Source organism: Bauldia sp. (assembly GCA_037200845.1).
Lineage (GTDB): Bacteria > Pseudomonadota > Alphaproteobacteria > Rhizobiales > Kaistiaceae > DASZQY01.
The window spans coordinates 1713061-1725946 of record JBBCGQ010000001.1; the positions used below are offsets into that span (position 1 = coordinate 1713061).

Below are 12886 nucleotides of genomic sequence, written 5' to 3' on the forward strand. Positions count from 1 at the left end.
CCTAGGGTTTTGCCGATGGAGCTTACCTTCTCACCCTTCCGGCCGGCGGACCTCGCCGAGTACGCGTCGTGGTTCGCCGACGGCGAAACCTCGCGTCACATCTCCAATCCGGACGCGCTGTGGCTGGCCCACGTCATGGGCGAGGCGGGCGCCTGGGCGGTCCGCGACGCCGCCGGCGCCCTGGTCGCGGTTGTCGAGGCCGAGGGCGACGCCATGCGCGGCTACGTCTCGGTGACAGTCGAGCCCTCGCGCCGCGGCCACGGCATCGGCGCCGACGCGATCAAGCGGTTCCACGCCGGCCCCGGCGCGCGCTTCGCGGTGCTGGAGGGCCGCATCTCGCCGCAGAATGTCGCGAGCCTCGCCATGGTGCAGAAGGCCGGCTTCGTCCTCATGGCCTCCGAGCCCGACGTCGACGGCCTGCTGCGCTACGAACTCAGGAAGCCCGGCCGGTGACCCGCGCCGTCATCATCGGCGGCAGCGGCCACATCGGCACATATCTGGTGCCGCGGCTGGTCGAGGCCGGCTTCGAGGTCGTGAACGTCACGCGCGGCAAGCGCGCGCCGTATTCGCCGCACGCCGCGTGGAAGAAGGTGACCACCGTCGTCGCCGACCGCGAGGCGGAGGAGCGGACAGGGACCTTCGGCGCGCGTATCCGCGACCTGAAACCCGATATCGTGCTCGACATGATCTGCTTCACCCGCGCCAGCGCCGAGCATCTGGCAACCGCGCTGCGCGGCAAGGTCCGGCATTTTCTGCACACCGGCACGATCTGGGTTCACGGCCACGCGACGGTGGTGCCGACGAGCGAGGCGACGCCGCGCAGGCCGTTCGGCACCTACGGCATCGAGAAGGCTGCGATCGAGGAACTGCTGCTCGATCAAGCCCGCCGCGGCGACCTGCCGGCAACGCTGATCCACCCCGGCCACATCGTCGGTCCCGGCTGGGCGCCGGTGAACCCGGCCGGCAACTTCAACGCCGCCGTCTTCACGACGCTGGCGCGGGGCGAGGAGCTGACGATCCCCAATCTCGGCATGGAGACGGTGCACCACGTCCACGCCGACGACGTCGCGCAGATTTTCATGAAGGCGATCGCCAACTGGAGCGCCTCGGTCGGCGAATCCTTCCACGTCGTCTCGCCGGCGGCGGTCACGCTCCGCGGCTTCGCCGAGGCGATGGCCGACTGGTTCGGGCGCGAGGCCGACCTGGCGTTCCTGCCGTGGGAGGAGTGGAAGGCGCGCCAGACCGACCCCGGCGACATCGAGGCGACGTGGTCGCACATCGCCCACAGCCCGAACGCCAGCATCGCCAAGGCCGCGCGGCTGCTCGACTACCAGCCGCGCTACACCTCGCTGGAGGCGGTGCGGGAGTCGGTCGCCTGGCTGGTCGACCACGGTCAGGTGAAGACGGGCAAGCCGTAGCGCCGGCCTAGTGCTCCGCGACCGCGCCTTCGATCTCGGTGCTTTCGATCTGCACGACCAGCATCTTCAGCGGCGCCGATCCGCGATTGAAAACCTGCGTCGGCTTGTTGAGCGGCTCGACCAGAGCCTCGCCCGCCTTGAAGGTCTTCACCGCGTCGCCGTAGTGCAGCTCCATCTCGCCCTCGAGGACGTAGACGTAGGTCGGCACCGGATGATGGTGAAGCGCCGTGCGCCCGCCCGGCTCGATCGTGAGGCGGATGGAGAACAGGCGTGGCGCGCCGACATCCGGATAGGCCAGCGTCGCGCCATCGACGGTCTCGGTCGCTTCGAGCAGAGGCTCGCCGGTCGAACCCGCGGCTTCATACGGTTCCTCGGCCGATGCGGCCGACATGACCAGCAAGAAGACGGCGGCAATAGCGGGCAGTGACGTGCGCATGCGGTCCTTCCGATGGATTGGCGCTGACGATTGACGCACGCCAGCCTAACCGCCGGGCGACAATTTGTCAGCGCCGCGCACGACGCCGGCGCCTGCCGCGGCGCGCCGGCGAATCTCGGAAGGCTAGTTGGTCGCCGGCGCCAGCAGGTAGCCGCCTTCCCAGTGCCAGACCTGTTTGTCATCGACCGATACCTTCACCACCGCCTGGAAGCCGGCAAGCTTGCCGCTGCCGGCGTAGAACGCGCACATGCCCGACGGGCCGGCGGTGAAGTTGACGATGCAGTTGCCCGCCGCGGTGCTGCCGGCGCCGTCGTCGAGGACGACGTTGTTGGTCGAGAAGTTCGGATTGTTGGTGACCGGCCCGTAGTAGAGAACCTTCGTCCCCTTGGGCAGCGCGCCCAGCGAAGACTCGAGCACCGTGCAGAAGCTCGGTACGTCGCCGGAATACTTGCTGCACTCCTTCGACAGCGTCAGCGGCTTGAGCGCCGGCCCGGCCGCGAACGCAGGCGCCGCGCCGAACGACAAGGCCAGCACCGCGCCGGCGGACATCGCGTACACGAAACGATGGGACATGACTTCCTCCTGTCAGGTTACGGAAGTCACGCGATAGCGGAGCGCGAATTTCGAGACATCCCCCGATCGTGCTATGTTTCGCTTTCGACCATGGGTTCAGCCGCAGCGAGGGCGCCGATGGGAAGGTCGACCGCCGCCAGAGCCGCAACGCGCATCAAGCAGCTCTGCTGCCTGGGTGTCGGCCGCGAGGCCGTGATGCCCGCGATCTTCGACGAATTGAATAGGCTGCTGCCCAGCGTCTCGATGCTGGCGTTCTTCCTCGACGGGAAACAGAAACTCGCCGGCGGCTACACCAACAATCCGGAAGCGGCGACGACGGGGCCGCTCTACCTCAGCGAATTCCACGGGCGTCGCGGACGCGAACTGGGCGGCGCCTTTCCCGACAACGTGCGCACCCAGATCGGCGTGCAGGACTACGCCGATGCGCTGGGCGCCATCGACGTCGACCAGCCCACCTTCGACCGCAGCGACTTCTACAATCTCATCTACCGCCCGCAGCGCATCTACTGGTTCACGCGCCTGCTGGTGCGGGAAGGCGGCAACGGCCGCGCCGTCGGCAGCCTCACGCTCTACCGCGGTCTGAAGGAGCGGCCGTGGTTGGAGGCCGAGCGCCGGCGCCTCGCATCGCTTGAGCCGTTCTTCGTTCAGGCATTGGCCCACACCGGCGAAAGCGGCGAGCCGCTCGCCGATAGCGGCCGCAGCGGCGTCGTCGTCGCTGACGCCACCGGCAAGCTCGTATCGTGGTCGCTGGAGGGCCGCCGCCTGCTCGATCTCGCCACCCATCCGGTGGTGACGGATCAGACCGACTTCAGCCGCTGGGGCACGCTGCCGCCGCCGCTCGTCCGCATCTGCCGCAACCTGGTGCGCGTCTTTGGCGACGATCCCTCGGCGCCCGCGCCGGTGCACTATCATCGCAACCCGTGGGGCGGTTTCCTTTTCCGGGCCGAGTGGCTGAAGGGGGCGGGCCCGGCGATGGATCGCATCAGCATCGCGGTGACCCATCGTGAGCCGCTGCGCCTGGCGCTGACCCGCCGCGTCGGCGATCTGAACCTCAGCCGCCGGCAGTCCGAGGTCTGCGTGCTGCTCGCTAACGGCGCCTCGAACGAGGCGATCGGCGAGCGCCTTGGCATCAGCCGCCACACCGCGATCGCCCACGGCCGCTGGATCTACGACAAGCTCGATGTCCACAACCGGGCGGAACTGGTGAACCGGCTCCTGGCGCCGGGCGCCATCCACTAGCGATATCTCGACAAATTATTTCGCCGGCCTACTTTCCGGGGCGCATCCTCCCGCCGGAAAGATCCCCGTGACCGCGAAACAGACCCAGCCGATCGACCTCTACTATTGGGGCACGCCGAACGGCTTCAAGATTTCCATCCTGCTCGAAGAGCTCGGCCTGCCCTACACCCCCCACTTCGTCAACATCGGCAAGGGCGACCAGTTCAAGCCCGAGTTCCTGGCGATCGCGCCCAACAACCGCATCCCGGCGATCGTCGATCCCGAGGGTCCGGACGGCAAGCCGATCTCGATCTTCGAGTCGGCCGCGATCATGATCTACCTCGCCGAGAAGTTCGGGCGCTTCCTGGGCCGCAATCCGCGCGAGCGCGTGGCGGTGCTGGAATGGCTGGAGTGGCAGATGGGCGGCGTCGGCCCGATGTTCGGCCAGTACGGCCACTTCCGTAACGCCGCGCCGGAAAAGATTCCGTACGCGCTCACCCGCTACGGCAACGAGGTCCACCGCCTCTACCGCGTGCTGAACACACGGCTGGAAGGCCGCGAGTACGTCGCCGACGAATACTCGATCGCCGACATGGCCTTGTTCGGCTGGGTCCGCAATTGGCAGAACCGGGAAGTCGATGGCGCCGAATTCCCGAACGTCGTCGCCTGGAGCAACCGCCTCGAGGCGCGGCCGGCCGTGCAGCGCGGCATCGCGCTGAAGGCGCCGCCCGCGCCGGAATCCAAGCCCGAGGAAAAGGAAGCGGAGCGGAAGATTTTGTACGGGCAGCGGTAGTCCGGAACGCCGCTTCAACCTCCCCCTTGCGGGGAGGTCGAAACCGGCAAAGCCGGTTTCGGGCGGGGGTTGCGGCGCGAATTGATAGAGCCCGACCCCTCCCCAAAACCGCTTCGCGGTTTTACCCTCCCGCAAGGGCAGGGTTGAAGGAAAACTACATCCCCTTCCGCGCCGCCGACCAGACGACCCAGAGGAAGATCAGCATCGAGATCAGCGTCAGCAGCGAGCCCGGGATGACGAGCGGCGCGACTGCCGGATTGGCCAACGTTCCATAGATGCCGATGGTTAGACTGAGTGCTCCGAGCAGTGCCACCCAGTAGTGAATCTTGGCTGCCATCGTCGAAGCCGACTGCGGCGCGCCACGGTAGAACAGCCCGAACAGCATCAGCGAAGCCCAGCCGACCAAGTTGATGTGCGCGTGAAGCGGCGCCAGCGTGAAGTTCTCGTTCGTGCCCATCCATATGCCGAGCGCCATCCCGCATAGGGCGAATACGATGCCGGTGAGCATGAAACGATAGGGCAGGGTGATCATGGCGGGATGGGCCTCCGGGACGAGAGAATCGACGAAAGCAAGTCTATCTCGGTCTGCCCGCAATTTGAGCAACCGCTGTTTGTGGCGCCTCCGCAACAGTGTTGCGAGAAGTTAACCGATTGGGTTTACTGCTCATCTGGCGCCGCCTTTCAGCCATAAACTGAGACTGAAGGTGAGTGCGATCAGGCGACCTGCCGCAGGGGGGCAAGCAGCCTGGTATTCACGGGGTCGAAAACGGCGCCTTGGCGGCGAACGGAAACCCGTTGCCAGGACGCTTGGGAGTCCGGCGTTTTTACCGGGCGCCTTTGGGTTGCACGAGTGCCTACGAGGAAAGCATGGAAGCGCGGGTTATCGACAAGAAGAAACTGCCCAGCCGCCACGTGACGGAGGGTCCGGAGCATGCTCCGCATCGCTCCTACCTCTACGCGATGGGTCTGACGAGCCAGCAGATTCACCAGCCGCTCGTTGGTGTCGCGACCGCCTGGAACGAGGCGGCGCCGTGCAACATCTCGCTCCAGCGCCAGGCGCAGGCCGTCAAGAAGGGCGTTGCGGCGGCGCACGGCACCCCGCGCGAATTCTGCACCATCACCGTCACCGACGGAATGGCCATGGGTCACGACGGCATGAAGTCGTCGCTGGCCTCCCGTGACGTGATCGCCGACTCCGTCGAACTCACCATGCGCGGCCACAGCTATGACGCGCTGGTCGCCATGGCCGGCTGCGACAAGAGCCTGCCCGGCATGATGATGTCGATGATCCGCCTCAACGTGCCGTCGATCTTCATCTATGGCGGCACCATCCTCCCCGGCCGCTACAAGGGCCGCGACATCGTCGTGCAGGACCTGTTCGAGGCGGTCGGCCTCCACTCGGTCGGCAAGATGGACGACGTCACGCTCGACGAGATGGAGCGCGTGGCGTGCCCGTCCGCCGGCTCCTGCGGCGGTCAGTACACTGCCAATACGATGGCCATGGTCGCCGAGGCGATCGGCCTGGCATTGCCCTATAGCTGCGGCGCCCCGGCGCCCTACGAGATCCGCGACGCCTTCTGCTCCGCCGCCGGCGAGCAGGTGATGGAGCTGCTCCGCACCCAGTTGCGTCCCCGCCAGATCGTGACGCGCCGGGCGTTCGAGAACGCCGCCATGACCGTTGCCGCGACCGGCGGCTCGACCAACGCCGCGCTCCATCTGCCGGCGATGGCCCACGAGGCGGGCATCGAGTTCGACCTCTTCGACGTCGGCGAGATTTTCCGCAAGACACCCTACATCGGCGACCTCAAGCCGGCCGGGAAATATAACGCCAAGGATTTGTTCGAGGCCGGCGGCATCCCGCTGGTCATGAAGGCGCTGCTCGATGGCGGGTACCTCCACGGCGACTGCATGACCGTGACCGGCAAGACCGTCGCCGAGAACCTCGAGAACGTGAAGTGGAACGACGACCAGCAGGTAGTCCGCACCACGAAGAATGCGATCACGCCGACCGGCGGCGTCGTTTCCCTCAAGGGCAACCTCGCCCCTGACGGCGCCATCGTGAAGGTGGCCGGACTTAAGAGCCAGCACTTCGTTGGCCCGGCGCGCGTCTTTGACACCGAGGAAGCCTGCTTCGAGGCGGTCAACAAACGCACCTACAAGGAAGGCGAGGTTCTCGTCATCCGCTACGAGGGACCGCGCGGCGGCCCCGGCATGCGCGAGATGCTGTCGACCACGGCGGCGCTTTACGGCCAGGGCATGGGCGACAAGGTCGCCCTCATCACCGACGGCCGTTTCTCCGGCGCCACGCGCGGCTTCTGCATTGGCCACGTCGGCCCGGAAGCGGCGGTCGGTGGCCCGATCGCGCTCGTGAAGGACGGCGACATCATCGATATCGACGCCGTCGCGGGGACGATTTCGGTTCGTCTTGACGACGCCACATTGGCGGCGCGGAAGAGAGAGTGGAAGCCGCGGGCAAATTCGTACAAGAGCGGGGCCATTTGGAAGTACGCCCAGGGCGTGGGACCGGCGAGGCAAGGAGCCGTGACACACCCGGGCGGAGCGGCGGAAACGACGACCTATGCGGATATCTAGCGTTCTGAGTTCGGCAGTGGTGGTGTCGGCGCTTGGCGTCGGCTCCGCCTTCGCGTTCGAGATCAAGGACCTCAACGCCGAGACGCCCCCCAACCAGGCGTTCACCTTCGGCCTCGACCAGTACAAGAGCGGCGACAAGACCACCGCCGCCGAGGCGCTCGACTTCGCGGCGCAGAAGGGCATCGCCGGCGCGCAGTGGAAGCTCGCGCGCATGTACGCCGACGGCGACGGCGTCACCCGCGACGACGCCAAGGCGTTCCAGTTGTTCGGCGAGGTGATCGCCAATTCCAACGACGACGACTCGGTCGATGCGGAAGCGGCGCCGTTTGTTTCGAACGCGTACGTCCGCCTCGGCAACTACTACAAGAACGGCATCCCGAACTCGAAGGTGAAGCCGGATATGAGCCGCGCACGGCAGGCGTTCACCTACGCCGCCTCGCTCTTCGGCAACGCCGACGCCCAGCTCAACCTCGCCAAGATGTACTACAACGGCGAGGGCGGCGACCGCGATCTGGTGCAGGCCGCCAAGTGGGCGAAGCTTTCCGCCGACAAGGGCAACCCCGACGCCAAGGCGCTCGCGGTCGAAGTATCGCTGGAGCTCGCCCAGGACCACCTCGACGGCAAGGACGCGACGCAGAGCGCGCGTGAGGCCGCCAAGTGGGCCCGCCAGGCCGCCGACTACGGCAGCGTCGACGGCGAGGCGCTTCTCGGCCACATCCTCTTCGAAGGCGACGGCCTGTTCCGCCAGCCGGTCGACGGCCTGATGATGCTGACCATCGCGCTGGAGCGTTCGGGCGGCACGGTCCGCTGGATCGCCGACATGCACGAGGAAGCCCGTTCCGCCGCGACCGAGGACGAATGGAACGCGGCGAAGCTGCGCGCCGACCAGTGGCTGAAGGCCAACCCGGCCATGGTCGCCAGCAACCCGGCGCCGGCGACGAACTAGCGTTTCACTCGTCCCGCTTTCGTTCCCGCGTAGGCGGGGACGACAACGGCGACTGCGGCCACATTGGCGCGGTCGCTTTTGAGCAACGCCACGTCTCATCCCCTCCACCGTCATCCTTCGGCGAGGCCAACGGCCTCGACCGGAGGACCACGCTCCTCCTCACCACCGCGCCTGTTGAATCTGGTGCGCCGGTCGGCGCTACGGGCCGCCGAAGGATGACGGTGGAGGGGAGGCATGGCATTGGCGTCGCCACACCTGCGTTTTAAATCGGCGTTGCTGCTTCAAAAAGCCGGCGCATCGCCACTACTGGCCGACTGCGCCCAGCGACACGAACGCGAACCGCACATCCGGCGGGATCGCGCTCCGGTCCACGGTGACCGGGATCGGCGACATCGCCGCGAGCGCCGGCACCTCGCTCCATTCGCTCGGCCACGGCGCGTTGATCATCGAGGTCGGGCAAATGTCCTGGATGTACGTCCACGTCGCCGTGTTGGAGACGGTGTCGCACCGCGCCAGCCGCCGCCGGCCGTGGCAGGCCGCGATGCAGGCGAAGTCGCCGGGCTCGTAGTGCATGCCGGAATTCGTGCAGGCCAGCGCAGCGGGAGGATTGTTGGTCGCGGGCGCGTCCTCGGCGACGACCGGAGAGCCGGCCATCGCGGCAAGAACCAGCACGGCACTGAGCCGGACGACGCGCTGCATTCCCCGATGCTAACCCGCGACAGGGACGGCTCAACTCACAAAGCCGAGAACGGTTCTAGAAATCGAGATCGATGATCACCGGCACGTGGTCGGACGGCTTCTCCCAGCCGCGCGTGCGCTTGTCGATCTCCGCACTACGCAGCCGGTCGGCTGCCTGCGGCGACAGCAGCATGTGATCGATGCGGATGCCGTCGTTCTTCTGCCAGGAGCCGGCCTGGTAGTCCCAGAAGGTGTAGTGCCCTTCGCCCGGCTCGCACGCCCGGAACGCGTCGGTCAGCCCGAGATTGAGCAGCCGGCGGTAGGTCGCCCGCGTCTCCGGCTGGAACAGCGCGTCGCGCGTCCAGTGGTCCGGATAGCGCGCATCGACGTTCTCGGGGATGACATTGAAATCGCCGGCGAGCACGAAGGCTTCCTCCAGCGCGAGGTGCGCACGCGTCCACGCGTCGAGCCGCTCCATCCATGCGAGCTTGTATTCGAATTTCTCCGTGCCGATCGGGTTGCCGTTAGGCAGGTAGAGCGAAACGACGCGGAGCGCCCCGGACGGCACGGACACCACGGCCTCGATGAAGCGCGCATGGTCGTCGCCGCCGTCGCCGGGCAAGCCGCGCGAGACATCCTCCAGCGGATATTTGGAGAGCAGTGCGACGCCGTTGAAACCTTTCTGCCCGTGGACGGCGACGTTATAGCCGAGCGCCTCGAACATCTCGGAAGGGAACGACAGGTCCTCCGACTTGATCTCCTGGAAACAGACGATGTCCGGCGCCGCGTCCTTGACCCACGCCGTGGCGCCGTCGATGCGCGCGCGGACACCGTTGATATTCCATGTCGCAATCTTCATGGCCGGCAAGCTAGCCCGAAGGCCGGTCGAGTCCTAGGTATCGTACGAGCAACACCAGAAATGGAGCGACGACACATGCCGGTCAGAACATCGGAAGCCGAATGGCAGGGAAATCTCCGCGAAGGCCGCGGCCACATGCGCTTTGGCGGCGGCGCCTACGATGGCGCCTTCTCGTGGGCCTCGCGCTTTTCCGACGGCGGCGGCACCAACCCCGAGGAGCTGATCGCGGCAGCGCACGCCGGCTGCTTCTCGATGGCGCTGTCCGCCGATCTCACCGCCGCCGGTTTCACGGCAAAGGACATCCGCACCAAGGCGGAGCTCCACCTCGACACCGTCGATGGCAAGCCGACCATCGCGCTGATCGAGCTGACGGTCGGTGCCGAAGTCCCGGGGATCGACGAGGCGACGTTCGCCAAGATCGCGGAGGGCACCAAGCAGAACTGCCCGGTCTCCCGCGCACTTGCCGCGGTGAAGATCACGCTGGACGCGACGCTCAAAGCATAGCGTTCACGCCACCTTCAAGGAGGGCGGCTAGCACCTTGACCGGAGGGCGGCGCGGGCAGACATTCCCGCGCACCCTGAAAGGTGCAAGAGAATCCATGAAATCCGACGACAGCCAGTTCGACCGGCCGCAACCGATCGCCTTCGAGGCGTTCGACGATGCGGAAGCCGCCGTCGCGCGCCTTGAGCTGATCTACGAAATCCAGACCGCCTTCATCCGCGAGCGCTTCGCGTCGCTGCTCAAGACCAAGCGCCTCGCCGGCCGCGTCCGCGCCACCTATCCCGAGATCCGCTTCGAGACGACCTCGTACGCCAAGGTCGACTCGCGCCTGTCCTACGGCCACGTCGCCGGTCCCGGACAATATTCCGCGACGGTGACGCAGCCTTCGTTGTTCCGCGCTTACCTGACGGAGCAGATCCGCCTGCTCATCCGCAACCACGGCCGCCCGGTCGAGATCGGCCCCTCGTCGCTGCCGATCCCGCTCCACTTCGCGTTCCCCGACGGCGTCCATGTCGAGGGCGAGATCGCCGACAAGATCGACCGGCCGCTGCGCGACATGTTCGATGTGCCCGACCTCGCCGTGATGGACGACGCCATCGTCAACGGCACCTACACGCCGGCACCTGGCGAGCCGCAGCCGCTCGCCCCGTTCACTGCGCCGCGCATCGACTATTCGCTGCACCGCCTGCCGCACTACACCGCGACGCGGCCGGAGCATTTCCAGAATTTCGTGATCTTCACCAACTATCAGTTCTACGTCGACGGCTTCGTCGAGAAGGCCCGCCAGATGATCGCCACCGGCGAGGGCGGCTACGAAAGCTTCGTCGAGCCCGGCAACGTCGTCACCATGGCGGGCGAGAAGCGCACCGGCGCCGCTCCGCTCCGCCTGCCGCAGATGCCGGCGTATCACCTGACGCTGCCCGGCCACGGCGGCCTGACGATGGTCAACATCGGCATCGGCCCGTCGAACGCCAAGACGATCACCGACCACATCGCCGTGCTGCGTCCGCACGCCTGGCTGATGCTCGGCCACTGCGCCGGCTTGCGCAACACGCAGGCGCTGGGCGACTACGTGCTCGCCCACGGCTACGTCCGCGAGGACCACGTGCTCGACGCCGACCTGCCGACGTGGATTCCGATTCCGGCGCTCGCCGAAGTCCAGGTCGCGCTGGAGGAAGCGGTCGCCGAGGTCACCGGGCTGGAAGGCTTCGAGCTGAAGTCGATCATGCGCACTGGCACGGTGGCGAGCGTCGATGATCGCAACTGGGAGCTCCGCGACCAGCGCGAGCCGGTCCGCCGCTTCTCGCAATCGCGCGCCATCGCGCTCGACATGGAGTCGGGCGCCATCGCCGGCAACGGCTTCCGCTTCCGCGTGCCCTACGGCACGCTGCTCTGCGTCTCCGACAAACCGCTGCACGGCGAGTTGAAGCTGCCCGGCATGGCCTCCGACTTCTACCGCCGCCAGGTCGACCAGCATCTCGAGATCGGCATCCGCGCAATGGAGAAGCTGCGCGCCATGGCGCCGGAGCGCCTGCACTCGCGCAAGCTTAGAAGTTTTGCGGAGTCGGCGTTCCAGTAACGCACTTCGGCAAACTCGCGGGGTGTCGTCCCCGCGAAGGCGGGGACCCAGTAAACATTGCAGCATCGGTGTGCACTGGATGCCCGCCTGCGCGGGCACGACAGCGAGGGGATGCGGCGCCGGTCGTCGCTATCCGCGCTTCACGCATCACCCAAGCGCGCTCGTCACCCACTCTCCGTTCGTCACCCCGGCGAAAGCCGGGGTCCAGCGACGTGCTCTCCGCCGCGTTGCGTGGATAGTTCGCGCTGGATTCCGGCTTTCGCCGGAATGACGGGAGAAGGGAGGCGGAACTACCGCTTCGTCACAAGCCCGAGCAAATTCCCGCTGGGGTCCTTGAAGAACGCCATCCACTCCTCGTTGCCCTTCTTGCCGAAGTTGCCGGCGTCGTCGCGGTGCACCATCGAGGGCGGGTGGAAGAACGACACGCCGCGCTTCTTGAGTTCGGCCACCGCCTTGTCGATGTCATCGACAAGGAAGTAGAGCGAGGCGTTGGACGAGGTGGTGGAGAGGAGCAGCCGCGCGCCGCCCGAGAGCGCAAAGAAAGCCAGCCCCGGCGGATCGAAGCGCGCGATGAATTTCAGCCCGAGTACGTCGCGATAGAACTCGACGGCGAGGTCGAGGTTGGTCGCGGTGAGTGCCACCTGATGCAGCTTCTCGAGCGTGAAGTCCCCGGCGGCGAGCGGCTTCGCCGTGGTATGCGGCTTGGCTGGAGCAGGGGCGAAGATCGGGGTAGGCGTCGGCACCGCCGCTACGGGCTTGGGCGCTGCCGGCTTCAGTGCGACCGGTTTCGGGGCGGCGATCTTTGCTACGGGCCGCGGCGGCGGCGCCTTCGCTGCAGGCTTGGCGGCAACTTTGGGTCGGGGCGCGGGCTTCACCGCCTTGGCTGGCGGCTTCTTCTTGGTTTTTCCCTTGGCCCCCGCCATCGCTTCTCTCTTTAGATGGAGAAACTTGTTCCGCACCCGCAGGATGCGGTCGCATTAGGATTGTGTATCTGGAACGACTGCCCGATCAGGTCGTCGACGAAGTCGATCTCCGATCCGCCCATGTAGGGGAGGGACACCGGATCGATGACCACGACCGCGCCGTCGCGCTCGACGACGATGTCGTCCTGGGCGCGCTTGGGGTCGAGATCGAAGCCGTACTGGAAGCCCGAGCAGCCGCCGCCCGAGACGCTGACGCGGAGCGCCGTGCCGGTCGGCTCCTTCGACAGAATCTTGAGGATGCGGCGCGCGGCGCGCTCCGACAGCGTCACGGCAGATGTTTCGATCATCGTCAGCGGTATAACGGCCCAA

General features: G+C 66.8%; 15 protein-coding genes. 8 read left to right on the forward strand and 7 right to left on the reverse strand.

The window, feature by feature from the left end; translation table 11 throughout:
- The first annotated feature begins 15 nt into the window (after positions 1–15).
- Positions 16–453 carry a GNAT family N-acetyltransferase gene (locus WDM94_08240; protein ID MEJ0012602.1) on the forward strand — a complete coding sequence of 146 codons (438 nt, stop codon included), beginning with the start codon at positions 16–18 and terminating at the stop codon, positions 451–453.
- Entirely contained in the window at positions 450–1418 is a 969-nt protein-coding gene (locus tag WDM94_08245; protein MEJ0012603.1) for an NAD-dependent epimerase/dehydratase family protein, read from the forward strand. Before WDM94_08240 ends, WDM94_08245 begins: the two co-directional genes overlap by 4 nt.
- 7 nt (positions 1419–1425) lie before the next feature.
- Here the strand turns inward: WDM94_08245 and WDM94_08250 are convergent, their stop codons facing one another.
- Together WDM94_08250 and WDM94_08255 are read right to left on the reverse strand one after the other, a co-directional pair.
- Positions 1426–1854, reverse strand: a complete 429-nt coding sequence (locus WDM94_08250; protein ID MEJ0012604.1) for a cupin domain-containing protein — start codon at positions 1852–1854, stop codon at positions 1426–1428.
- 123 nt (positions 1855–1977) lie between these two features.
- Positions 1978–2427 carry a hypothetical protein gene (locus WDM94_08255; protein ID MEJ0012605.1) on the reverse strand — a complete coding sequence of 150 codons (450 nt, stop codon included), beginning with the start codon at positions 2425–2427 and terminating at the stop codon, positions 1978–1980.
- A gap of 117 nt (positions 2428–2544) precedes the next feature.
- Here WDM94_08255 and WDM94_08260 point away from each other — a divergent pair, with 117 nt between their 5' ends.
- Together WDM94_08260 and WDM94_08265 are read left to right on the forward strand one after the other, a co-directional pair.
- Positions 2545–3666: a helix-turn-helix transcriptional regulator gene (locus WDM94_08260; GenBank protein ID MEJ0012606.1), complete on the forward strand. Its 1122-nt coding sequence runs from the start codon at positions 2545–2547 to the stop codon at positions 3664–3666.
- Positions 3667–3733: 67 nt separating this feature from the next.
- Complete coding sequence (locus WDM94_08265) at positions 3734–4438, forward strand: glutathione S-transferase N-terminal domain-containing protein (protein ID MEJ0012607.1); 705 nt, start codon at positions 3734–3736, stop codon at positions 4436–4438.
- A gap of 154 nt (positions 4439–4592) precedes the next feature.
- On the opposite strand, the gene WDM94_08270 is transcribed toward WDM94_08265, so the two are convergent.
- On the reverse strand, positions 4593–4970 hold the full coding sequence (locus tag WDM94_08270) for a hypothetical protein (GenBank protein MEJ0012608.1): 378 nt from the start codon (positions 4968–4970) through the stop codon (positions 4593–4595).
- A 335-nt stretch (positions 4971–5305) separates the two neighbouring features.
- Here WDM94_08270 and ilvD point away from each other — a divergent pair, with 335 nt between their 5' ends.
- Together ilvD and WDM94_08280 are read left to right on the forward strand one after the other, a co-directional pair.
- Entirely contained in the window at positions 5306–7030 is a 1725-nt protein-coding gene (gene ilvD / locus WDM94_08275; GenBank protein ID MEJ0012609.1) for a dihydroxy-acid dehydratase, read from the forward strand.
- Positions 7017–7976, forward strand: a complete 960-nt coding sequence (locus WDM94_08280) for a tetratricopeptide repeat protein (GenBank protein ID MEJ0012610.1) — start codon at positions 7017–7019, stop codon at positions 7974–7976. The genes ilvD and WDM94_08280 overlap by 14 nt, the downstream gene beginning before the upstream one ends.
- A 303-nt stretch (positions 7977–8279) precedes the next feature.
- Here the strand turns inward: WDM94_08280 and WDM94_08285 are convergent, their stop codons facing one another.
- Both WDM94_08285 and xth read right to left on the reverse strand, forming a co-directional pair.
- A complete protein-coding gene (locus WDM94_08285) occupies positions 8280–8675 on the reverse strand; it encodes a hypothetical protein (GenBank protein MEJ0012611.1) in 396 nt (131 codons plus the stop codon).
- Between the two features lie 55 nt (positions 8676–8730).
- On the reverse strand, positions 8731–9513 hold the full coding sequence (xth, locus tag WDM94_08290) for an exodeoxyribonuclease III (GenBank protein ID MEJ0012612.1): 783 nt from the start codon (positions 9511–9513) through the stop codon (positions 8731–8733).
- Between the two features lie 75 nt (positions 9514–9588).
- Here xth and WDM94_08295 point away from each other — a divergent pair, with 75 nt between their 5' ends.
- Both WDM94_08295 and WDM94_08300 read left to right on the forward strand, forming a co-directional pair.
- Entirely contained in the window at positions 9589–10017 is a 429-nt protein-coding gene (locus WDM94_08295) for an OsmC family protein (GenBank protein ID MEJ0012613.1), read from the forward strand.
- Positions 10018–10112: 95 nt separating this feature from the next.
- Positions 10113–11594: an AMP nucleosidase gene (locus tag WDM94_08300; GenBank protein MEJ0012614.1), complete on the forward strand. Its 1482-nt coding sequence runs from the start codon at positions 10113–10115 to the stop codon at positions 11592–11594.
- A 290-nt stretch (positions 11595–11884) separates the two neighbouring features.
- Here WDM94_08300 and WDM94_08305 read toward each other — a convergent pair whose 3' ends face one another.
- Together WDM94_08305 and erpA are read right to left on the reverse strand one after the other, a co-directional pair.
- A complete protein-coding gene (locus WDM94_08305) occupies positions 11885–12517 on the reverse strand; it encodes a VOC family protein (protein MEJ0012615.1) in 633 nt (210 codons plus the stop codon).
- Positions 12518–12528: 11 nt separating this feature from the next.
- The gene (gene erpA, locus WDM94_08310; protein ID MEJ0012616.1) at positions 12529–12864 is read right to left on the reverse strand and encodes an iron-sulfur cluster insertion protein ErpA; all 336 of its coding nucleotides are present in this window, start codon (positions 12862–12864) and stop codon (positions 12529–12531) included.
- Positions 12865–12886 lie beyond the last annotated feature (22 nt).